The organism is Pirellulales bacterium, assembly GCA_035533075.1.
Lineage (GTDB): Bacteria > Planctomycetota > Planctomycetia > Pirellulales > JAICIG01 > DASSFG01.
In genome coordinates, this window is record DATLUO010000045.1 from 26,424 (window position 1) to 48,678 (window position 22,255).

The following is a 22,255-nucleotide window of genomic DNA, read 5'->3' on the forward strand; positions in this document are numbered from 1 at the left end:
CCTGGCCAAGTGGAGGCTGGCACTTCGTTCATCTCGGCGGCCAGGCGATGCCCCGGTTGGACGCACCGGGGCATCGCTTGGCCGCCACGCGATTGAAGGGCGCCAGCCGCTATCCGGCCAAGCTCTGCCCCAGCCACCGCTTTTCGTCGCAGCAAAACGTTTTATTCTTGCCCGCGTCAAGTATAAGTCCCCGCGCCCTCTTTAGTTTTTCTTTCTGGGCGGTGGTGGCGGCGGAATACTGCCCGGCGATGCAGGCCGGTTGCCGGCGGCGGGTTTCGGCGCCGTCGCCGTGGTCGGCTGCGGTGCTTTGCTCTTCGCGGCCGCGGGCGCCGCTTTATGCACCGGCGGCGGAGGCGGCGCGGCTTTGACCTGTCCTTGAAAAGCGGTGGTGAGCGGCTCTTGCCCTTGCTTGCGGTGCCGCTCGTTGAAACGCACGAAGTTGGTGCCAAACTTGATCACGTCGCCGTCTTTCAGCGGCGTCGCGCCGGTCAGCGGTTGGTTGTTGAGCCGCGTGCCGAGCTGCGAGTGGTTGTCTTCGACGACGAACGTGCCATTCGGCTGCCGTGCAATGCGGACGTGTTCCGATTCGAGGCCGGCGTTCATCGGACCCAAGAAGGGAAGCGGCAAGTGGTCGCCGCGACCCAAGAAGTTGACCGGTCGGCTGAGAATCACTTGCCGTCCTGGCCGGTAACCGTCGAGCACCGTGAGCCAGGCGTCTTTGAAGACGACCTGCACCAGTCCGATCAGCGCGCCGATGGCGATGCCCAGAATCACGAAGGCGATGGCCCGGCTCGACATGCCGGAGCCGTGGGCGACCCAGCGTTGCAGCGGATCGAACAACAGTCCGCCCAGCAGCCCGCCCAGGGCGCCGCCGATCAGGCCGTTGCGCAACTTGCTGGCGGACCGCTCATAAAGTCCCTCGACGATGCCGATGCCGATGCCGACGATCATCCAGCCCGGTGCCCGACCCAGAAAGGGATACAACAAGTCGCCGACAAAGCTGCCCACGGCGCCGCCGAAACCGCCGGCCACGACGCCCGGCAAGGCGCGCAGGGCGATTTGCGATAAGCGGCCATTGGCCATCCCGGCGACCACACTGAGGGCGAAGCCGATCGCGGCGCCGACCAATGCCCCGATGGCCGCGACCTGCGCCGGTCCGCCGGCCTCGCCCGACTGAAAGAACAGGATTTCTGCCACCAGCCAGCCGACAAAGGCCCCCCATCCGCCAGCCAAGGCACTGTAATAGACAACGCGGACAAACGACATGGGTTCCTCGGATCAAACGTTGGCTGGCGAGTTGCGGCCTTTCCCAATCCGTGTACCTATCATACGCGGAAAACGCTGACCGGCAACAAAGGCAAATACGTGGGCATCATTCTGGGAATCGCTTTCGCGTCGCTCTTGATCGCGCAGCAAAGCTCCATCTTTTGCGGCCTGATGCTGCTCACCACCAGCCAGATCAAAGACCTGCAAGGGGCCGACATTTGGGTGATGGACCGCGTGCGCGTGGAACCGTCAGGGGCCAGGGTTACGACCGCTCGTGCCGCGCCAGCCAGAGTCCGCCGAGCAAAACGACCGTCGCCATCGCGAAGTACGAGGCGGCCATGACCATCGGTGTTTGAACGGCGGGCGACGGCAAAGAGTCCAGCGGCAGGCTCCAGGGCAATGCCAGGGGACTGCCCGGCAGCGGCGAATGGATGACGCCGAACAAGCTGCACGCCGCCGCCGACAACAGGAACGCGGCGGCCGACCAATAGCGGCGGTCGATGAGCATCGCCAGCGTCGATGCCCAAAACAGGCTGGTGATCACAAAGCCGTTCGAGAGCGTGCGCAGCGTTTGCAGCGCCTCGGCCAGCGAAGCGGTGCCCGGCGATTGGGCCAGTGAGACAAGCGAGTGCCCCGTCGCACCCAGGATTTGGTCCGCAAAAATCATCACCAGCGAGGCCAAAGCCGGCAGGCAGGCAAAGGCCAAGGCCGGATAGTGCCGCTGCGGCGTGGCGCGAAAGCTTTGCGATGCGATCTCCAGGCCGACAAAAACCAGAATCGGGAAGACAACCGCCTTGGGAATGAAAACGTAGAGATACCCGAAGTAGCCGAGCAGCCCGGCACTGCCCACGACGAGGGCGGTGGCCAGCGTGTAGCCGGCACGGGCACCCATCGCTTTGTAGGCCGGGTGCCCGATGTAAGGCGTCGTCTGGATCACACCGCCACAAAACGCGGCCGCCAAGGTGGCGACCGCCTCGACGGCGATCACGCCCGACGTGTCGTACTCGTCGCCCGCCGCGGCCGCGCTTTCGGTGCAGTCGATTCCGCCCACCACGGTCGCCAACGCAAACGGGAGAACCACCGGCAGATAGGCAAGCGAGTCGTTCCAGGCCGACATCCAGTGACCGCGAAAAGCCGACAGCCACTCGGTCGGCCAGAGAGCGTCGGCCGGGCGGATGGCGAGCGGACCGGCCGGGGTCAGGCCCGCCGCACGCATGGCATAGAAGACGACTCCGCCGACCAGTAAAGCCAGCAAGGCGCCGGGGAGATGGGCGGGCAAGGCCAAACGGGCCACCAGCGTCATCAAAATGATGCCCAAGGAGACGAAGCCGGCCACGGGATGCTGCATCACTTCAATGAAGGGAAGAAAGCTGATCAGGACCAAGGCGATGGCGGCCAACGATCCCAACAGCCCGGCACGAGGCACCACGCGGCGTATCCAGCCGGAGACGGGGGCGGCTGCCAATTTGAACAGTCCGCTGGCCAGCAACGTGCAAATCCCGATGTGCCAGGCGTTTTGGGCGGCGGCCAGTTCATCCACACCACGCTCGCGGGCAGTTTGGAAGGCCGGGCCGAGCACAAAGAACACCATGCCCAGCGTGCTGGGGGTGTCGATTCCTAAAGGCATGGCGGTCAAGGTCTTATTGCCGCTGAGGCGGGCCAGACGGACCGCCATCCAAGTGAAGATGAGGTCGCCCACAAGCACGCCGACCGCCGTGCCGGGCAACATCGTGCGGAGGGCAAAGGTTGCAGGAAATTTGTAAGTTGCGGAAAGCAGTCCCACGCAGAGCAAGAGGTTGGCGACGTTATCCAACATCAAGCCGAAAAAGGCGTTAACGTCGCCAGACACGAACGGACGGTAGCGGTTCAACAGCGCGTTTCCTATCGAGGCACGCCCTTTGCAAAAGGGGTGGCGTGAGTCTAGGACGCCCAACTGCCGCCTGTCAAATTGGCACCTCAAAGCGAACATCAAGGAGGATGGCCTTCCCAGGCCGTCAAAAAAGGAGGATGGCCTTCCCAGGCCGTCCAAAACCATGTGGGGCATGTCAGCCCTTGCCCCCGTGGCGGCAAGATGGGGAACGGTTTCGGTAACTAATCAAGGAAGCGGCTCTCTGGATCTCCGGGCAAAAGTCGGCAATAATTCTTGCCGGCCCGGTCGAACTTGTGAGCCGACGGGTGCGTAACGAATCATGAGCTACACCATCGAACGGACACGAACCAATCAGCGAGCCAACTATGTGGTAAGCCGCACCTGGTCGGAAATGACCGACGAGGAACTTCTGTCGGCTTATCGCGAGTCGGCAGCCAAGCTGGCGTTTGCCGAGTTGGTGCAACGTTATGAGCGGGAGTTGTACAACTACTTGCGGCGCTATTTGGGCGACCCCGTGATGGCCGAAGACGCCTTCCAGGGCACGTTTTTGCAACTGCACCTGAAATGCGACCAGTTCGAGCCGGACAAAAAAGTGCGGCCTTGGCTCTACATGATCGCCACCAACCAGGCGATCGACGCCCAACGCCGCAACAAGCGGCACCGGCTGGTGAGCCTCGACCGGCGCTGCTCGGCTGACGATGAAGAAATAGGGACGCTGGTCGATTTGCTGGTCAGCAAAGAGGTCGGCCCGGCGGACCAAATGGAGAGCGATGAGCGGCGGGCGTGGGTGCGCAAGGCGGTCAGCGAGTTGCCGCCGACGCTGCTCAGCGCCGTGACGTTGATCTACTATCAGGGGCTGAAGTACCGTGAAGCGGCCGAGATACTGGATGTTCCGGTCGGCACGGTCAAGAGCCGCTTGCACGCGGCCATTTTGAAGTTGCACGAGGCGTGGAACCACGCACAACCGTCCGGAGAGAACTAGCCCATGCGTGACCAACTGCTCGGCTACCTGCTGGGAGCACTTGAGCCGGCGGAGCAAGATGAGGTCGAGGCCCGGCTTTTTACCGATGTCGAACTGCAGCACGATCTGGCCGAGCTGCGACGGAAACTGGTGTTGCTTGACGACGGCGACGAATTTGAGCCGCCCGGCGGACTGGCCGCGCGGACTTGCAACTATGTCGCGGCCCGAGCGCCGGCGGCCAAGAACACCGCCCTGCCGGCCCCGGTGGGCGGCTGGCGCGTGCAAGACATGATCGTGGGCGGCGGCATTTTTCTGGCCGCCTGCCTGCTGATGTTCCCGGCCATCGCCAATAGCCTTTCGCACGCCCGCATCACCGCCTGCCAAAACAACCTGCGGGCCATCGGCGTGGCGATGGGGCAATACAGCGATTTCAACGGCGGCTTCTTTCCGTTGGTGCCCGAACAAGGCCCGTTGGCCGTGGCCGGAAGCTATGGTCCGACACTGGCGGAACTGAAGCTCATCGAAGGGCCGAACGTGCTTGTCTGTCCCGCCGCTCGGCAGGCCGATGACGTCCGTCCCTTCACCGTGCCGACGATGGTTCAGGTTATGAACGCACCCGCCGCCGACTTGCCGCGGCTACAGGCCCAAATGGGCGGCAGCTACGGCTATACGTTCGGTTACATCGAGCATGGCCGCTACCGCGGGCACCGCAATCACGGACGCTCGAACTTCGCTTTGATGGCCGACGCACCGGGCGAAGCGTCCGGCGGCCGAAGCGCCAATCACGGCGGAGCGGGCCAGAACGTGCTCTTCGAAGACTTGCACGTGGTGTTTCTCGATCATTGCCAGCTTTCGGGCTGCGGTGACCATATTTACATCAACGGCCACGGCTACGTCGGCGCGGGCATTGGCCCCGACGACGCGGTGATCGGCCGCAGCTCGGCCCGGCCGGTCACGTTCCAACTTGTTCCCGCCGAGTAGATCGTTATGCCCAACGATCTACCCACGCTGCTCGCGGCCGCGGCCGACATTCGTTCCGGCCGCTTGAGGCCCGTGGACCTCGTGGAACGATGCCTTGCGCAGATCGACGCGCACGAGACTCGCATTCGCGCCTGGGTGATGGTCGATGCCGAGGGTGCCCGCGATGCGGCACGCCGGGCCGGCGACGAAATCGCGCGCGGCGAGTACCGCGGTCGACTGCACGGCATCCCGATCGGCATCAAGGACATCGTCGACGTGGCCGGCTGGCCGACGCTGGCCGGTTCTTCTTTGCATGCCGGCCACCGTGCCCAGCGCGACGCCACGGTGGTGGCCCGGCTGCGAAATGCCGGCGCGGTTCTTCTCGGCAAGACGGTGACCACCGAATTCGCCAGCTTCGATCCGCCGGTGACGCGCAATCCGTGGAACGTCGCGCGCACGCCCGGCGGATCGAGCAGTGGTTCGGCCGCTGCGGTGGCGCTGGGCATGTGTCTAGGAGCGATCGGTTCGCAGACGGGCGGCTCGATTACCCGGCCGGCCAGCTATTGCGGCGTGGCGGGCTGCAAGCCGACGTTCGGCCGAGTCAGCAGCCAGGGAGTCGTGCCGCTCAGCCGGCACATGGACCACGTCGGTCCCATCGCGCGTTCGGTCGGCGACTTGGCGGCGATCTTGGAAGTGATCGCCGGCTACGACCCGCTCGATGCCACCACTGTCGATGTGCCCGTCGATCATTATGTGGACCGCTGCCGGGATGCGGCCGCTCCGCGTCTGGGACTGGTGGACGACGCCTACTTTTCCGACGGGCTGCCGCGCTCGGTTGCGGCCGCGCTGGCGGAATCGACTCGACGCTTCGAGCAGTCGGGTGCGATGACCGGCATGGTGAAGCTGCCCGGCAGTTTTGCCCAAGTGACCGCCTTGCACCGGCGGATGATGGGCGTGGAAGCGGCCGAATACCATCAGCCGATGTTCGAGAAGCACCGCGATCGATACGGGCCAAACATTGCTTCGCTGATCGAGGAAGGACCGCGGGTTACGGCAATCGCCTACGCCGCGGCGCTGGTTCATCGCCGGCAATTACAGCGCGACTTGCTGACGTCGTTTGCTGACTACGATGCGCTCGTCACGCCCGCCACGACCTCGACCGCGCCCGGCATCGAGACGACCGGCGACCCCAAGTTCAATTCTCCCTGGAGCTACGTCGGTTATCCGACGGTGTCCTTTCCCTGCGGCCTGGCCGACGATGGGCTGCCGCTGGCGGTGCAGATCGTCGGCCGTCCCTTCGAAGAGGCCCGACTCCTCTCCGCGGCCGCCTGGTGCGAGCGTACGCTGAACTTCGAACAGCGGCCCGCCGTGTAGCGGTGGCGTTATCCACCGGCCCACACAAACGCGGGCCGATGAATCATCCGCCTTAGTGATTCCAACTCCATTGCAACGTGATGCCTTGGTTGTCGAACTGCGTGTACTTTGGTTGCAGGAAAGGCCCAAAGGACACGTTGGAGTTCGTTCCGAATTGATACCAGAACTGGCCAATATATCCCACGTAAAGACGGCTGTTGGCCCAGCGCGGAGGCTGCCAACTCACGCCGATTTGCGCGGTCAGCACCGGAACGTACTGCAGGAAGTGGGTCACCGTGTCGCCGCTGTCGAAGCCCGTGGGAGTCACGGTGGTCGTCGCCGCGAACGCCTCTTGCCGGACGCGCGTGAACATCTCCGCCACGTCGACCTGATTGACCCAGGTCAGCCCTTGCCGTGCGAAACGGCGATCGACCTCGACGCCGAAGTGCGGGCCGAAGGCGGTGGTACGGTTGGTTTCGCGCTGGGCGAAAACGCGGCTGCCCGCCGCCGCCTGGGCGAGCGACTCGTCGACTCGCGTGCCGAGAAACGTCTGGGCCGCCCTTAAGCCGCCGCGGAACTTCAGGCCCCAGCCGGGATTGGGGGTCAGCTCGCGGCTGGCATAGTCGATGTCGGTGTAGTTGACCATGAATTCGGTGTGCCGCGCGGCCGGGCCGTCGGGGCCCAGGAACGTATCGCTGCCCATCGCGTTGAAGTACCGGTCGGAAATGGAGATCTCGCCGAAACCGGAAGGGAGCCGATAGCCGACTTCCAGGCGCGGCGCCGCCGTCCAATTGAGGCGTGCCGGGCTGAGCTGCACAACGCCCGTGGTGCCAAGACCAGTCGTGATCGGCACCGAGAAATTGACGTGCGTCTTGATGACGCTGACCTCCGCGTCGGCAAACCAGCCGGAGCGCGGCCAGTCGACGGGATCGAGCAAGGGGTCGCGCTCGAAATAGGGGTGTTCCCAGTCGGGCGCCGGCGGACCCGGGGGCGGCGCCGGTTGGAAGAGTGAGGCCGGCTGATCGGGCAGCTCGGGCAGCGACTGCAAAATCCGGGGCTGCTCGAAGTTCGGCGAGGGAGGAGCGATCTCTTCACTCATGGGCTCCGCGATGAAACGGCGCGCCTGCGATGACCTTGCGATCGGGCGCATGCGCGCCCGGCCCGGCAGCGGCGCCTGCGCCAAGGCGGGTGCCGCCGGCCAGACAAGCGCCGCGGCCAGCAGCACCAACGTCCATCGTTGTCTAGCCATTCGCGCCATGAAAATCGTCCTTTAGTGATCCTCTGTTCGACGGTGGTTTGCCGCGGCGGTCGCCGTCTCGCGCCGCGAGCTCGCTGCGGTGGCTGGGGCAGAGCCTAAGCGATGCCCCGGTGCCTCGAGCCGGGGCATCGCCTGGCCGTGAAGTCGGTTAGCACTTCCGACGGTTGCCTGGCCAGGCTCTCCCCCAGCCACCGTCGCGCGTGCGTTCGGCGACCGCGACTCTCCGCCCAAAGTAGCCCCGGCACTCCGTGACGGGGAGCCGGTCGCCGAAGGCGACCGCCAGTCTCCGCCATCCCGGCGCGCCGGGACCGGAGCTGCATCAACTCCGCACGACGCCGCGACGTGCGCGTGCCCGCAGGCCCAACGCGAGAGCTCGTCGAAGTTGGGCAACTCCGGCAGCGGCTGCGGAGTAGCCATCTGAAAAAGATCGTCGGTCTGCAGGAAGTCCGCCATGGCCACGACCGACGACCACATGCTGCCCAGCGCCCCGAGATAGCCCAAGACGTTCTGCGACAAATTCTGCTGGGCGAACGCCAGGTCTCCCACGTTCACGGCTTCCGAGTCGACGTTTCGCCGCTCATAGACGCCGCGGTAGAAGCGCACCAGGTCGGGCAGGATATACCGGCGGTAGTAGTCGATTGAATAAAGGTTGTTCCGGTAATTGGTATAGGCGTTGGCCAGGTTGTTGGAGAGATTGACCTCCGCGTTGTGCTGTTGTTCGGTGGCCCGGATCAGCGCGCCCTGGGCGGCGATGATGTTCCCCTTGTTCTTGTCCCAAATGGCCAGCGGCATGCTGAGCTGGAACTGGTTGTAAGTGCCGAAGGGCGACACCGTCCAGTCGCGCGCGTATTTGTAACTCACGTCGACGTCGGGAATCGGCGTCACCTGGGCCAATTTCAGGTTGTACCTGGCTTGGGGCACCAGGTTGCGCGCCGTCAGGATGTCGGTGTGATTGTTCAGCACGTAGGCCGACACCTGATCGTAGTCGTAATACGGGATGAAGCGGTCGATTTGTCCGGCGACCTGCGTCAAGGGCAATTGGCGCAGGCCCAACAACGCCACCAGCGATTTCCAGTCGTAGGTGTACGTGGCGATCGCCTGCTGGTAGGCCAGCCGGGTGGTGAAGGCCTGGGCCCGCAGCGACGCCGGCTCATAGCCCGCCGCGATGGAGGACTCCACCAATCGAACCTGAAGCCGATAGATTTCATCGGTAAAGCGGGCCACGGCGCGTGTGACGGCCAGCGTCTCCTTGTCGACCAACAGCGCGAAATAGGCCTGTCGCACCTGAGTCGCCAGGTTGTTGCGAGCGGCCCGCAACGCCAGTTGCGAGTTTTCGTAATTCTTCTCGGCCGCGGCGGCGTTCAGTTTCCGTTTGCCGCCCGTCGTGATCACCTGGTCGATGCCGATGCCTTGCACGCCCGTGGTGGAGTTGTTGTTCGTCGGATCGGCGAAGTAGGTGGCGGTCGGGTTCTGGTAGGTGCGCGCTTGCGTCAACGACCCCAAGGCCGATTGGACGTCGGCGATGGCTTGCCGCAGCGCCGGGCTGTTGGCCGCCGCGATGCGCTGCAGCTCGGTCAGCGTATAGGGCCTGCCCTCGGGCCCCGGCAGCGGCCGCGGCTCGACCGGAATGGGCGGCAGCTCCGGATAGATTTGTTCGATCTCATGCTCCAGCGACAGCCTGTCCCGCGGCAGCTCGACGCGCGGCGCCTCCGAACCGGGCAATCGCGGCGGGATGTTCAATTCCAGCTTTTTGACATCGAACGTGCGCCCGTCGGCCGGCGCCTGCGACCACGCCACGCTCTGTGCCATCGTGGGTGGTCCGTGGTCCGTAGTCCGTGGTCCGTCGCCACTAACGACGGACAATGGACCACGGACGTCGGCCGGCGATTCAAGCCAGGCGGCGGATCGTACGTCGAGCGGCACCTCCGCGGCAGCGGCCTTTGGGTCCGCGGCGAAACGTAATTCATTCCGCACGGCAGGCGTCCCGCCTGCCTTCTGCTGTGGCGTAGGCGTCCCGCCTGCCGGGCCGCCGGCGCGCGTCGCTCTCGCCGTGGAACTGGTTGGCTTTTGCCCGGTCCGAAGTTGCGCCCGCGTTGTTCGAGCCACGTCCGTTACGCCCGACGGCTTCGCAATCTGCGCATCGTTCTCCGGCTTCACGTCGTACGGCTGGTTGGCGATGCGGCACACGGTCTGATCGGTGCGCTGGCGCACGGGCCAGGTGCAGCCGCTCGCCAGCAGAATGCCAGCCATCAGAAGTAGCCGTGCTAGACGCATCACCGAGTATCCACGCACCTTTTGTGATCGGTTCCGGTCATCGGTCGTTCAATAGGGAACAAGGTAGACGGTGGACGGGTCATGAGTTCCGTCCCCGTCTCCTGTCTACCGTCTACCTTTTTTCAGCCGGCTTTGCGGTCCCTATCGGGCACATCGGGCAATTGCCAGCGGCTGAGATAAGCGGCCAGCACTTCCTCGGCGATGGCCGACTGAGATACCCGCCGCATTGCCGACTCGACGCCCAAACGTTGAGCCGTCGAAACGCTGAGATGCAGAGTCACCTTGACGGTCGCCGGACTGGCGGGCGAATCGCCCTGCTGGTCCGACACACCGCCCGTTAACCGCCGTGGAGCTTTTCGTGCCATTCGTCTTGCCTCCTTGCCGTCATGCCTGCTTTGAGACATCGGCCATCGGGATGGCGGTCTACAGAAAACTTGCCGGTTATGTCGGTCATACCTCACCCGGCGGGCAGTGAGGCGTTCGCGATGGCTGTTCACGGCGTTGGGCAATAGGCGTTGGGCGTTAGGGACGATGGGAACGTCGTACTCTAACGCCTAACGCCCATCGCCTAACGCCTCCATTACGGTGGGCCGGCGCTCGCAAGCTCGCTGGTCCCACCCTAGGGCTGCGGCTTCGAACGCGGACTTTCCTTGCGATTTGGAAATCTCCGGCGGAAAATCGCGAATCCGCGGCAACTGCCCATTCTTGCGAGTCGCTCCGTCCGATGAGCATGATGGTTTGCGGGTGTTCGCCGCGGTGTGGTACGCTCGAAGTGTTGGAAAGCTCCGCCCTCGGCCCGCCAGAGAACGCACAGAAAACGGAAACATGTCCCGCGTCATGCGAGTTCGCCACAAGCTCATTACCGTCGTTTCGATTGCTCTGGTGGTGCTCGCGGCGGCCATCACCTATCCCAGGTTGCGGGCCCTGCTGAAGCCGCCTGAACCGATCATCCAACCTCACGGGAGCGTCTTGTTCAAGCTGAAGAAAGGCGACCCGAATGTGCTGATTGTTTCCGAAGACGCGATGAAAGCGATTGATTTGAAGACCGAGCCCGTCCAAGCCGCTCCCGAACCCGATCCGCTGGAGCTGCCCGGCTATCTTAGCGTCGATCCAAACCGGCTCGTGCCGATCCATTCGCGGTTTCCCGGCGAAGTGGTGCAACTCGGCGCCACGAAAGCCCGCGATCTCGACGGAAAGCTGACCATGCGGCTGCTGCGCTACGGCGACCCGATCCAGAAGGGCGACCTGCTGGCGGTCGTATGGAGCACCGACATCGGCCAGAAAAAAAGCGAACTGGTCGATGCCCTATCGAAACTGGGCCTGGACGAGATGGTGCTCAACCGCCGGCTGCGGGCGGGCCCTGGCACGGTGCCCGAGCTTAAGGTGGAAGAAGCCCGACGCAACGTCGAGGCCGACAAGATCCTGGTCAACGCGGCGGAGCGCACCTTGCGCTCGTGGCGGCTCACCGAGCAGGAAATCGACGAGGTCAAGGAGGAAGCCAAGCAGCTTCGCAGCAACGAACAGGAAACCGCCGCCGCCAAGACGTGGTCGGAGCTGCAAATCTGGGCCCCGATGGACGGCATCGTGATCGAAAAAAACGTCAATGTGGGAGAGGTCGTCGATACCACCGACAACTTGTTCAAGGTGGCCGACCTGACTACGCTGCAAGTGCTGGCCTACGTGTATGAAGAAGACTTGCCGGTGCTCGAGCAGCTCAAGCCCGAAGAACGTCACTGGAAAATCGACCTGAAGAGCGATCCCAACGACCCTCAGCGGCCGGGCATGTTCGAGCTGATCGGCGACGTCATCGACTCGGTCACGCGCACCGGCCCCGTCATCGGATGGTTGAACAACGCCGACCGCAAGCTGCGGGTGAACCAGTTCGTCAGGGCGACGATCGAGTTGCCGGCCGACCCGACGATGGTGTCCGTGCCGACGTCGGCCCTGGTCGAAGAAGGCGGAAAGGAGGCTGTGTTCGTCGAGACCGACCCGCTCCATCACGAGATCACCCGGCGCGTGGTGGCGGTCACGCGGCGCGGCAAGGACCGCATTTTCATTCGCGCCGAACCGAACGAGCAAGAACGCCAGCAAGGCACCGGGCCTTTGAAGGTCGGCGAGCGGGTGGTCATGCGCGGAGGCCTGGAACTCGATCAGGTGCTGAGCAACCTGCAGTCGATCGGCGGCGCCGGCACCGGCGAGGGAGAATGACGCGATGGCCTATCGGCTGATCCAATGGGCGCTGGCCAACCCGGTTGTCGTGCTGCTGTTCGGCGCGGCCTTGATCGCGGTCGGCTCGTACTCCTTCGTCCACGTCAACGTCGAGGCCTATCCCGATCCGGCCCCGGCCATCATCGAGGTCATCGCCAAATATCCGGGCGCCAGTGCCGAGGAGGTGGAACGCCAGGTCACGATTCCCTTGGAAGTGGCGATGGCCGGCATGCCCGGCCTTACCTACACGCGCACCAAGTCGCTGTTCGGCTTGTCGCACATGCGCAACCAGTTCGATTACGGCTTCGACTATCTTCGCTGCCGCCAGGAGGTGATCAATCGTTTGCAGTTTGTCGACGGCCTGCCGTCGGGCGTGCAACCGGCGTTGTCGCCGACCAGCCCGACCGGCGAGATCCTGCGCTACACGCTGCGCAGTCCCAAAGACGTGGCCGGCCGCGATCTTTACACGCTCAACGATCTGAAGGCCCTGCAAGACTGGGTGCTGGAACGGGAGTTTCGCCGCGTGCCGCGAATCATCGACGTGGTCAGCAGCGGGGGCACCGTCAAGCGATATGAAATTCACCCCAATCCCGAGCAGTTGCTGAACTACGGCATCATGCTCGACCAGTTGCAAAACGCCATCACCAACAGCAATGCCAACGTGGGCGGCAACTACCTGTTCGAGGGCGAGAACGTGATCAATGTGCGGGCCATCGGGCTGATCGGCCTGGGACAGGATCCCGCCCGATCGACCGACGTGCTCAACGCCCGCACTCCGCAAGACGCGGCCGAATATCTGCGCAGCGAGGAAGACCGCCGGCTGAAGCGCATCCGTCAGACGGTGCTCACGGCCTACAACAACCTGCCGATCCGCGTCGAGAACGTCATCGAAGGCGCTTCGCTGCGGTATAGCGACGACATCGGCGTCCACGGCGTGATCGTCAATCATCAGCCGCGCTTGGGGCAAGTCAGCCTGAGCACGCCCAAGCGGAACGCCAAGGGAGAAATTGAAACAACCAGCGGCGGCGAGACGGTCTGGCAGAACGAGCGCGAGCGCGTGCAGGGCATCGTCTTGCTGCGCAAAGGCGAAGCGTCGCTGCCCGCCTTGCACGACTTGGAAGCCAAGATCGACGAGCTCAATAAGAGCGAGGGCAAGCTCTTGCCCGGCGTGCAAATCGATCCCTATTACGATCGCACCAAACTGATCGACGTCACCACGGAAACCGTGCGCGAAAACCTGGTCGTCGGCATGGGCCTGGTGTCGTTGATTCTTCTGATGTTCGTGAGCAACGTACGCAGCGCGTTCATTGTGGCCATCAACATTCCGCTGGCGCTGCTGTTCGCTTTCGCCATCTTGTTTTTGCGGGGAAAGTCGGCGAACTTGCTTTCGATCGGAGCGGTCGACTTCGGCATCATCGTCGATTCGTCGGTGATCATGGTGGAGAACATCTATCGCCACTTGAGCTCCGGCGAGTATTCCGACTTGCCGCTCAAAGATCGCATTCTGCGGGCCAGCCGGGAAGTGGAGCGCAGCCTGTTCTTCACCACGGCCATCATGGTCTGCGCCTTTCTTCCCTTGTTCACCATGAAAGGGCCCGAAGGGCAGATTTTCGGCCCTATGGCCGATACCTATGCCTTCGCCCTGGGCGGCGCCTTGATCTTGGCTCTCACTGTGGCGCCCGTGCTCTGCTTGCTGCTGTTCAAGAACCTTAAGCCGGCGCCCGACAATTTTCTGGTGCGGTGGCTGAAGACCGGCTACTTGCGGCAGCTCGACCGCTGTTTGCGTTATCGCGCCATTACCTTGACCGTGATGGGAGTTCTGTTCGCCCTGACCGTGGGCATGTTGCCGCTGCTGGGCCGTGAATTCATGCCCGAACTGGAAGAAGGCAATCTTTGGATTCGCGCCACCTTGCCGATCAACATCTCGCTCGACGCGGCCGCGGAAAAGGCGGAGACGGCACGCAAGATCATGCAGAAGTATCCCGAAGTCGAAGTCGTCGTGGCCCAGACCGGCCGGCCGGACGACGGCACCGATCCGACGGGCTTTTACAACGTCGAGTTTTTTGTTCCCCTCAAGCCGCGCGGCGCCTGGCCGAGCAACCAAGTCGTCACGGGCTGGCGGCGTTGGTACGGCGCCATGCGTTCTCGCACGAAAGAAGAGTTGATCGCCGAGATGAACGCCGAACTGGATAAGAGTATTGCCGGCGTAAACTGGAACTTCTCGCAAAACATTCGCGACAACGTGATGGAATCGCTGTCGGGCGTGAAAGGCGACAACTCCGTCAAGATTTTCGGTCCCGATTTGAACCAGCTCGAGCGGCTGGCCGACCAGGTGAAATCCCGCCTGACCTCGGTGCCGGGCGTGGCCAACGTCGGCGTGTTTCACGTCATGGGCCAGCCGAATCTGGAGATCCCGGTCGATGCGAAGAAGTGCAATTATTGGGGCGTCAATATCAGCGACGTGGAAGACGTGGTGGAAATTGCCATCGGCGGCAAGGCGTTCAGCCAGATGATCGAGGGAGAGAAGCGGTTCGACATCACGCTTCGCTGGCCGGAGCGGCTGCGCAACAACGTGAACACGATTCTCGACATTCCGGTCGACGTGTCGAACAACCAGACCGACGATGATTCGCCGTCCGACAGCGTTCCGGCCGACGAAACTTCGGCGGCCGGCAACCTGGCCACCAGCGGCACCAGCGTTTCGCCGCCGTCGTTCGCCGGCAGCGTGATCGGCGGCACGCCGACGAACCTCGATCGCCAGCCCCGCCGACGATTGCGAGATCTGGTCACCCCGCTCGACGACGAAGGGTATTTGGATCCCAAAGGGCGGTTCATCCGCTCCGGCGCATCGACCATCTCTCGCGAGCAAGGGCAGCGGTTCATCGCCATCAAGTTCAGCGTCCGCGGCCGCGACCTGGCCGGCGCCGTTTCGGAAGCCCAGAAAAACACGGCCGACCTGTTCAAGTCGCCCTACCGGGCCGAATGGAGCGGTGAGTTCCAGGAAATGCAGGAGGCCGAGCACCGGCTGATGTACATCATCCCGATTTCATTGGGCATGATTTACATCTTGCTCTATCTCGCCTTCCACTCGATGATCGACGCCTTGCTCGTCTTTTCCAACGTGCTGGCGCTGTCGCTGGGCGGCATCTGGGCGTTGTTGTTGACCGGCACGAACTTCAGCATTTCGGCGGCCGTCGGTTTTATCTCGATCTTCGGGGTGGCGGTCATGGACGGGCTGCTGTTGATCTCGTATTTCAATCAGTTGCGTTATCACGGGCTGACGCTGCGAGAGGCGATTATGCAGGGGGCTGAGAAACGTGTGCGGCCGGTGATGATGACGGCATTGACGGCCATTTTCGGCCTCTTGCCCGCGGCGCTATCGACCCGCATCGGCGCTCAAACGCAGCGGCCGCTGGCGATCGTGGTGGTGGGCGGCATGATCAGCACGCTCTTGCTCACGCGCTATCTCATGCCGGTGCTCTACAGCTTTTACGGGCACCGGGAGGTCTCGGCCGAAGCCGGGCAAATGGCGCATTAGGTGGGCATCACGCCATCCATGCGTGGCGTGGAATCGGTGAAGGCTCAAATCGTGGCGGAGGGCGAAGAAGACCATCTTGGCTTTTGGTCGATCGTCCGGGTTGTGCAAGGTTTCTTGGGCACCACGGACAAGAAGTACGTGCGTTGTTTTACGTTTGCTCTACTTTCCGATCTGCTCGCCTCGGGGCAACTTGTCGCGGAATTTCCCGCTCCAAATGGTCGCGAGTTCGACGTGCTCTCTACGCCGGTCGACGAGCTTCTCCATCAGGTCGGTGAAGCGTGGGACAAGCTTGGGCGAGATCCGACCATTGGTGAGATCATTTGGTTCGCGACGCCGGACCGGTCGTTGGCCTCTCAGCCCCACCGCGCGTGAACGGCAGATCGTCGCAGCCACCGGCCCAAGACCTGAAATCGCGGCGTCGGCTGCAACGCGAGGCCGAAGCGATTTGGCCTCTTGAGGCCGATTGGCCATGTCGGAATAATGCCTATGTTCAGCATCCATTGCCCGTCCACGTCAAGCCGGCTAGGATGGTCATCATGTCCTCTAAAACACCGCCGCGGGATCCGAAACCGCGGCCGAACCATCTCCGTTATATCGAGGTGCTGCGGCAAATGACGCCCGAACAACGCTTGGCGAAGGCGTTTGAACTGTCGGAAATGACCAAGCAACTCTTTCGGCAGGGGTTACGTGAGCGATTTCCTGAGATGGATGAGGCCGCGTTCCATCGGCTGTTTCTTGACCGGCTCGCGAAGTGTCACAACCAGAACTACTAGCGCTCGTCGTCGATGTGCTCGATCGCATCGGCATCGACTTCATGGTCACCGGGTCGATCGCCTCCAGCCTCTTCGGCCAACCACGTTCGACGCACGACATCGACTTGGTCGTGTCCCTGACGGTGGAGAAAGCCGGGCTCCTACTGGATGCGTTTCCGCCGCCGGATTTTTATCTGTCGGAAGAGAGCATCCTCGGCGCGATCCGAAATCAATCGATGTTCAACCTCCTCGACATTGCCGGCGGCGACAAGGTTGACTTTTGGATCTTGAAGAACGACCCCTTCGATCAGTCTCGATTTGCACGTCGGCGCCGCCAGATTGCAGGATCCAGGCAGATCATCGTTTCCAGTCCGGAGGACACGATCCTGGCCAAGCTGCGGTGGTCGGAATTATCGGGCGGAAGCGAAAAGCAATTCCAGGACGCCTTGCACGTTTACGAGGTGCAGCGGGGAACGATGGATCTTCAATACCTGAATCAGTGGTCGGCCCAGCTCGGGGTCGAGCCACTGTGGAATCGGCTGCAACGCGAGGCCCAGACGATTGATACCTCTCGCGGCGAGTAGTGAGACATTCATGGCGGGCACCCGAGCCACCGCTTTTCTTCGTGGCAAAACGCCTCACCGTCGACTGCGAGAACTATAGCCTCTTGCGGCCGATTCGCCACGTCGGAATAATAGTTTCCAGTTTGCTGATTACGTGTTTTGCGGTAAGCTGTGGCAGTTCTTCGGCCAGACTGGCCCGCTTGATTGCTGGCTGGTAGGCTGTTTCGTCAGGGAAAAAGTTAGGCGCTGTCGCCAAGAGGCTAAGGCAGCGGATTGCAAATCCGCCATCGTGGGTTCGACTCCCACCAGCGCCTCTTACGCCGTAAGAGCGGGAAACTCTGAAATATGGACTGTCGGAGAGCCTCCTGGTATCCTCAGCCATTGAGGGCAAGAGATAAGGCTGGCATCCCCCGTTGAGCACGCTCGCATGTTCATGTCATTGAAGCTGGGCCGAGACAGCGGCTATCCCGGCACGCTGTTCGTCAACCTGGACGACATTTCCACCGTCCACGTGTCGGAAGACGGCAGCTCGATCAGAGTGGGGCTGCGCGGAAGCGACAAGCAGTGGACCTTGACCGGGGAGAACGTCTTGAAGGTGCTGCATGCGATCGAGCAGCACCTTCACCCCGGCAACCAGTAGTACGGAATCGTGAGATTGTCTGCGGTCAGTTTGCCGCCCCGACTAATCGGCCGCGACCGTCAAAGCCTCGTCTTTGATCGGTTCACGCGGGTGCGGAGGCTGTGAGGGATGGCTGCCGCCGAACGCGTCGGAGACGGCCTGCAGGACGACGTAAAACACCGGCGTCAAAAAAATTCCGCAGAGCGTCACACCGAGCATGCCGCTGAATACGGCCGTGCCGAGTTGTTGCCGCATCTCGTGGCCGGCCCCTTTGGCGATCACCAGCGGCACCACGCCCAGAATGAAGGCGAAGGAGGTCATCAAGATCGGCCGCAGCCGAAGTTTGGCCGCGTTGATGGCGGCATCGCGACGATTCGCGCCATGATGCTCGCGCTGCTGCTTGGCAAACTCGACGATCAACACCGCGTTTTTGGCCGCCAGCCCGATCAAGACGACAAAGCCGATCTGGGCGAAGATGTTGTTGTCCATGCCCCGCAGATTGATGCCGATCAGGGCAAACAGCACGCTCAAGGGCACGATCAAGATGATTGCCAACGGCAATGTCCAGCTTTCATACTCGGCCGCGTGCGTCAAGAAAACGAACAGCACGCAGAGCGGAAAAATGTAGATGGCCGTGTTGCCGGCCAGAATCTGCTGGAAGGTCAGATCGGTCCATTGATAGGCCATGCTCGCGGGCAGGTCCTTCTTGGCGATTTCGTCGGCCATATCGATCACCTGGCCGGAACTGACCTCCGAGGTGGCCACCAGATTGATCTCGGCGGCCGGAAACATGTTGTAGCGATTGTAGACGGCCGGCCCGCCGATCTCTTTGACCGTGATCATCGTGCCCAAGGGCACCATGTCGCCCTTGAAATTGCGCACTTTGAGCTTCGCAATATCTTCCGGCCGGCGGCGGAACTGCGTGTCGGCCTGCGCGTAGACCTGCCAGTTGCGGCCCAGGAAGGTAATGTCGTTGATGTAGGCCGAGCCGAGATAAATTTGCAGTGTGTCGAAGACGTCGTTCAAGGCCACGTTCATGTTCTTGACCTTCGTGCGGTCGACGTCGACATACAACTGAGGGGTGTTGGCCCGAAAGCTGGTCATGGCGGCAACGACGCCCGGCTGACCGCGGGCCGTGTCGATCATGTTCAGCGTGGCGCCTTCCAAGTTGGCCAGGCCCGTGCTGCCGCGGTCTTGCACTTCAAGCTTGTAGCCGCCGGTCGTGCCCAGCCCCTGAATCGGCGGCGCGTTGAACACGCCCACCAACGCCTCCTGAATGCCTCGTGTCTCGCGCTGCAAGCTGGCGATGATCGCATCGGCGCCTTGAGCCGGATCGTTCTCGCGGTCGTGAAAGGGCGCCAGCACCAGAATCACCGAGGCCACGTTGGCCAGGTTGATGCCGTTGACCATCGAGTAACCCGGCAGCCCGACCGTGTGGGCGACTCCCGGCGTCTTCAAGGCGATCTTCGTCAACGTGTCGCACACGGCCGACGTGCGCTCCAGCGAAGCCGAGTCGGGCAACTGGGCGTTGAGGAACAAGTATCCCTGGTCTTGTTGCGGAATGAAACCAATCGGCGTCCGCTGCAAGTCGAGCCACGTCAGGCCGATCAAGCCCGCATACACGGCCAGCGAGACGACCGCGCCGCGAATGCACCACGTCACCAGGTGGCCGTAAACGTCGGTGGTCCAATTAAACACCCGGTTGAAACCGCGGAAAAACCAGCCCAGCGTCGAATCGAGCAGCCAGGTGAGCGGGTCGCGCTTGGCGGTTTTCGGTTTGAGCAGGATCGCGGTCAAGGCCGGGCTGAGCGTAAGCGAGTTGAAGGCCGAGATCAACGTCGAAACGGCGATGGTCAAGGCGAACTGCCGATAAAACTGGCCCGAGATTCCCGAAATGAATGCCACCGGGATGAACACCGCGCTTAAGCCAAAGGCCACGGCAATAACGGCGACCGTCACCTCCTCCATCGACTTATAAGAAGCTTCACGCGGCGACAGACCGTGCTCGATCCACCGCTCGACGTTTTCGACCACCACGATCGCGTCGTCGACCACCACGCCGATGGCCAGCACCAGCCCGAACATCGAGAGATTATTGAGCGAAAAGCCGAGCAAATGCATCACGGCGAAGGTGCCCACAAGCGAAACCGGCACGGCCAAGAGCGGAATGATCGTGGCCCGCCAGCTTTGCAAGAACACCAGCACCACGATGAACACCAGCACGAACGCCTCGAGCAGTGTATGCACCACGCTTTCCAGGCTTTTGCGCACGAAGTCGGTCGTGTCGTAGTAGATGCCGTACTCGATTCCCTCCGGAAAACGTTGCTTGAGCAGCTTCATTTCGGCATACACGCGGTTCGCGATGTCGATGCTGTTGGCCCCGGGCAACTGGTAGACCAAGAGCGAAGTGGCGGGTTTGCCGTCGAGATTCGAATCGACGTCGTAGTTCTGGGCGCCCAACTCTGCCCGTCCGACGTCGCGCAGCCGCACGACTGTGCCATCGGCATTTGTCTTGACGATGATCTCTTCGAACTGCTCCTGCGAAATCAGCCGGCCCAGCGTGTTGACCGCGTATTGAAAATCGGTGCCGGCGGCGACGGGCGGAGCACCGATGCGGCCGGCGGCCACCTGCACGTTCTGCTCGCGAATCGCCCGCACCACGTCGCTGGCGTCCATATTGCGCGTGGCCAGCTTTGTCGGATCGAGCCAAAGCCGCATGCTGTAATCGCGGGCGCCGCTGATCTTGACGTCGCCCACCCCTTTCAAACGGGCGATCGAGTCTTTGATCTGCACGGTCATGTAATTGCTCAGATAGAGCTGGTCGTAGCGGCCCTCCGGCGAGAACAGGTTCACCACCAGCAAGATCGCCGGCGATTTCTTTTTGGTGGTCACGCCCTGGGCCTTCACGGCTTCGGGCAATCTCGGCTCGGCGATCGCCACGCGGTTTTGCACCAGCACCTGGGCGATATCGACGTTGGTGCCCAGCTCGAACGTGATGTCGAGCGTCATGTTGCCGTCGTTGGTGCATTGCGACGACATATAGAGCATGCGTTCGACGCCGTTGACCTGCTGCTCGATCTGCGCGGCCACGGTATCGGCCACCACCTGGGCATTCGCGCCCGGATAGCTGGCCGTGACCTGCACCACCGGCGGCACGACCTCGGGATAGAGCGACGTCGGCAAGAGAGCCACGACGGCGATCGTGCCGGCGATCACCGTGACAATCGCCAGCACCGCCGCGAAGATCGGCCGATCGATAAAAAAGCGTGAAAACAAGGAAGGGTCTTTGGTTTTAGGTCTTTGGTTTTTCGGTTCTGATCGGTTTCCCTACAGATTCTTGGTAGGATCCGCGTCCGAGGCAGCCGATTGCGTCTCCTCACCTGCCTCCACTTCCACCGGCAGCGGCATTGCCGTTTTCTCCGCCTGCACCGTGCTGCCCGGACGGGCGCGTTGCAGGCCGTTGACAATCACCCACTCGCCGGGCTTCAGCCCCTTTTCGATCGCCCGCAGACCATCGACGAGCGGCCCCGTCGCCACCTCGCGGTATTCAACTTTGTTTTCCGGCCCGACGACGAGCAGATACTTTCGGCCCTGGTCCATGCCTACCGCCCGATCGCTCACCAACAGCGCCGGCCGCTTCTCAGGCGACCGAACGCGCACGTTGACGAACATGCCGGGCGTAAGGACGCCGTCGGCGTTGGGAAACTCCGCCCGCACACGAATGGTGCCCGTGGCCGGATCGACCTTGTTGTCGATGAAGTCGATGCGTCCGCGATGCGGAAACCCGGTTTCGTTGGCCAATTGCATCTCGACCACCGGCGGCGTGCGGTTTGGGTCGCGCGCCCTGGCCCCCACGCGCAACATGGTCGGCTCATCGACGTCGAACGCGGCGTAGATTGGATCGACGGGCACAATGGTCGTCAGCAGCGTGGCGTTGCCGGCGGTGCCGTTGACGAGGTTCCCCTTGGTGATGATCGCCCGGCTCACGCGCCCGCCGACGGCCGCCGTGACGGTGGAATATTCGCGATCGAGCTTGGCAGTGGCCAGATTGGCGGCGGCCTGCTTCACCGACGCCGCCGCTTCGGCCTCGTCGGCGATGACCCGGTCGTACTCCTCCTGCGTGATGGTCTTGTTCTTAATCAGCTTTTCGGCACGGGCCAGATCGGCGGCGGCCCGTTTAGCCCGGGCCTTGGCCGAGGCCAGGGCCGCCTCGTCGCGGGCGACGGCCGCGTCGAACGGCCGCGGATCGATCTGGAGCAGCAGGTCGCCTTCCTTGACGATCGCTCCGTCGGTGAAAGCCACCTTGTCGATGAAGCCGCTCACCCGCGCTCGCACTTCGACCGCCTTGATCGCCTCGGTATGACCGATGAAGTAGTGGTCGTCGCTGATCTCGCGGTCGATCGGCTGGCTGATGGTGACGGTGGGCGGCGGAGTCGGCTCAAGTTCGACGTGCTTGCGTTCGCAACCGACCGCTGCCTGCAGCGCTAGAACGGCGCAAATGATTGGCAAACGATCGGCAAACGATTGCATCGCTGACTCCAAGTAATGACCACCCGCGTCGAGTGTCTTCGTTCGCGCTTCAGTATAAGGCGGCCCGCGTGACGTGCAATCGGCTATCGAACGAGTATCTCTC

The 22,255-nt window shown here is 62.7% G+C and carries 17 protein-coding genes and 1 tRNA gene; 10 read left to right on the forward strand and 8 right to left on the reverse strand.

What is annotated here, in order from left to right; genetic code table 11:
* Positions 1-201: 201 nt before the first annotated feature.
* The 3 genes from VNH11_05610 to VNH11_05620 are packed head-to-tail and all read right to left on the reverse strand — an operon-like array spanning position 202 to position 3,115.
* A complete protein-coding gene (locus VNH11_05610) occupies positions 202-1,266 on the reverse strand; it encodes an FHA domain-containing protein (protein HVA45847.1) in 1,065 nt (354 codons plus the stop codon).
* Positions 1,267-1,278: 12 nt separating this feature from the next.
* The gene (locus VNH11_05615) at positions 1,279-1,473 is read right to left on the reverse strand and encodes a hypothetical protein (protein HVA45848.1); all 195 of its coding nucleotides are present in this window, start codon (positions 1,471-1,473) and stop codon (positions 1,279-1,281) included.
* Positions 1,474-1,528: 55 nt separating this feature from the next.
* Positions 1,529-3,115 (reverse strand): permease, encoded by a 1,587-nt coding sequence (locus VNH11_05620; protein HVA45849.1) that lies wholly within the window; start codon positions 3,113-3,115, stop codon positions 1,529-1,531.
* Between the two features lie 340 nt (positions 3,116-3,455).
* Between VNH11_05620 and VNH11_05625 the strand changes: the two genes are divergently transcribed.
* Genes VNH11_05625 through VNH11_05635 form a run of 3 tightly spaced genes read left to right on the forward strand, consistent with a single transcriptional unit; the run spans position 3,456 to position 6,431 of the window.
* Entirely contained in the window at positions 3,456-4,118 is a 663-nt protein-coding gene (locus tag VNH11_05625) for a sigma-70 family RNA polymerase sigma factor (GenBank protein ID HVA45850.1), read from the forward strand.
* A 3-nt stretch (positions 4,119-4,121) separates the two neighbouring features.
* Positions 4,122-5,078: a hypothetical protein gene (locus tag VNH11_05630; GenBank protein HVA45851.1), complete on the forward strand. Its 957-nt coding sequence runs from the start codon at positions 4,122-4,124 to the stop codon at positions 5,076-5,078.
* Positions 5,079-5,084: 6 nt separating this feature from the next.
* Positions 5,085-6,431 carry an amidase gene (locus VNH11_05635; protein HVA45852.1) on the forward strand — a complete coding sequence of 449 codons (1,347 nt, stop codon included), beginning with the start codon at positions 5,085-5,087 and terminating at the stop codon, positions 6,429-6,431.
* Positions 6,432-6,483: 52 nt separating this feature from the next.
* Here VNH11_05635 and VNH11_05640 read toward each other — a convergent pair whose 3' ends face one another.
* The 3 genes from VNH11_05640 to VNH11_05650 form a co-directional block, all read right to left on the reverse strand.
* Positions 6,484-7,668, reverse strand: a complete 1,185-nt coding sequence (locus VNH11_05640; protein ID HVA45853.1) for a hypothetical protein — start codon at positions 7,666-7,668, stop codon at positions 6,484-6,486.
* A gap of 12 nt (positions 7,669-7,680) precedes the next feature.
* Positions 7,681-9,477 carry a TolC family protein gene (locus VNH11_05645; GenBank protein HVA45854.1) on the reverse strand — a complete coding sequence of 599 codons (1,797 nt, stop codon included), beginning with the start codon at positions 9,475-9,477 and terminating at the stop codon, positions 7,681-7,683.
* Positions 9,478-10,064: 587 nt separating this feature from the next.
* The gene (locus VNH11_05650) at positions 10,065-10,307 is read right to left on the reverse strand and encodes a hypothetical protein (GenBank protein ID HVA45855.1); all 243 of its coding nucleotides are present in this window, start codon (positions 10,305-10,307) and stop codon (positions 10,065-10,067) included.
* 460 nt (positions 10,308-10,767) lie between these two features.
* On the opposite strand from VNH11_05650, the gene VNH11_05655 reads away from it, so the two are divergent.
* From VNH11_05655 to VNH11_05685, 7 genes are all read left to right on the forward strand, one after another.
* Entirely contained in the window at positions 10,768-12,150 is a 1,383-nt protein-coding gene (locus VNH11_05655; GenBank protein ID HVA45856.1) for an efflux RND transporter periplasmic adaptor subunit, read from the forward strand.
* Between the two features lie 4 nt (positions 12,151-12,154).
* On the forward strand, positions 12,155-15,688 hold the full coding sequence (locus tag VNH11_05660) for an efflux RND transporter permease subunit (protein ID HVA45857.1): 3,534 nt from the start codon (positions 12,155-12,157) through the stop codon (positions 15,686-15,688).
* On the forward strand, positions 15,689-16,060 hold the full coding sequence (locus VNH11_05665; protein HVA45858.1) for a hypothetical protein: 372 nt from the start codon (positions 15,689-15,691) through the stop codon (positions 16,058-16,060).
* A 164-nt stretch (positions 16,061-16,224) separates the two neighbouring features.
* Entirely contained in the window at positions 16,225-16,461 is a 237-nt protein-coding gene (locus tag VNH11_05670) for a hypothetical protein (protein HVA45859.1), read from the forward strand.
* On the forward strand, positions 16,440-17,024 hold the full coding sequence (locus VNH11_05675) for a hypothetical protein (protein HVA45860.1): 585 nt from the start codon (positions 16,440-16,442) through the stop codon (positions 17,022-17,024). Before VNH11_05670 ends, VNH11_05675 begins: the two co-directional genes overlap by 22 nt.
* 221 nt (positions 17,025-17,245) lie before the next feature.
* A tRNA-Cys gene (locus VNH11_05680) sits at positions 17,246-17,317 on the forward strand.
* A 113-nt stretch (positions 17,318-17,430) separates the two neighbouring features.
* Positions 17,431-17,643, forward strand: coding sequence for a hypothetical protein (locus VNH11_05685; protein HVA45861.1), 213 nt, complete (start codon positions 17,431-17,433; stop codon positions 17,641-17,643).
* A 42-nt stretch (positions 17,644-17,685) separates the two neighbouring features.
* Here the strand turns inward: VNH11_05685 and VNH11_05690 are convergent, their stop codons facing one another.
* The gene (locus VNH11_05690) at positions 17,686-20,898 is read right to left on the reverse strand and encodes a multidrug efflux RND transporter permease subunit (protein ID HVA45862.1); all 3,213 of its coding nucleotides are present in this window, start codon (positions 20,896-20,898) and stop codon (positions 17,686-17,688) included.
* A 51-nt stretch (positions 20,899-20,949) separates the two neighbouring features.
* Positions 20,950-22,152 (reverse strand): efflux RND transporter periplasmic adaptor subunit, encoded by a 1,203-nt coding sequence (locus VNH11_05695; protein ID HVA45863.1) that lies wholly within the window; start codon positions 22,150-22,152, stop codon positions 20,950-20,952.
* Positions 22,153-22,255: the final 103 nt, after the last annotated feature.

What these genes read in the sequence shown, in the direction of transcription:
- VNH11_05610 (HVA45847.1), bottom strand. Translation starts at nt 1,266, where the DNA reads ATGTCGTTTGTCCGCGTTGTCTATTACAGTGCCTTGGCTGGCGGATGG.
- VNH11_05625 (HVA45850.1), top strand. Translation starts at nt 3,456, where the DNA reads ATGAGCTACACCATCGAACGGACACGAACCAATCAGCGAGCCAACTAT.
- VNH11_05630 (HVA45851.1), top strand. Translation starts at nt 4,122, where the DNA reads ATGCGTGACCAACTGCTCGGCTACCTGCTGGGAGCACTTGAGCCGGCG.
- VNH11_05635 (HVA45852.1), top strand. Translation starts at nt 5,085, where the DNA reads ATGCCCAACGATCTACCCACGCTGCTCGCGGCCGCGGCCGACATTCGT.
- VNH11_05640 (HVA45853.1), bottom strand. Translation starts at nt 7,668, where the DNA reads ATGGCGCGAATGGCTAGACAACGATGGACGTTGGTGCTGCTGGCCGCG.
- VNH11_05645 (HVA45854.1), bottom strand. Translation starts at nt 9,477, where the DNA reads ATGGCACAGAGCGTGGCGTGGTCGCAGGCGCCGGCCGACGGGCGCACG.
- VNH11_05650 (HVA45855.1), bottom strand. Translation starts at nt 10,307, where the DNA reads ATGGCACGAAAAGCTCCACGGCGGTTAACGGGCGGTGTGTCGGACCAG.
- VNH11_05655 (HVA45856.1), top strand. Translation starts at nt 10,768, where the DNA reads ATGTCCCGCGTCATGCGAGTTCGCCACAAGCTCATTACCGTCGTTTCG.
- VNH11_05660 (HVA45857.1), top strand. Translation starts at nt 12,155, where the DNA reads ATGGCCTATCGGCTGATCCAATGGGCGCTGGCCAACCCGGTTGTCGTG.
- VNH11_05670 (HVA45859.1), top strand. Translation starts at nt 16,225, where the DNA reads ATGTCCTCTAAAACACCGCCGCGGGATCCGAAACCGCGGCCGAACCAT.
- VNH11_05685 (HVA45861.1), top strand. Translation starts at nt 17,431, where the DNA reads ATGTTCATGTCATTGAAGCTGGGCCGAGACAGCGGCTATCCCGGCACG.
- VNH11_05695 (HVA45863.1), bottom strand. Translation starts at nt 22,152, where the DNA reads ATGCAATCGTTTGCCGATCGTTTGCCAATCATTTGCGCCGTTCTAGCG.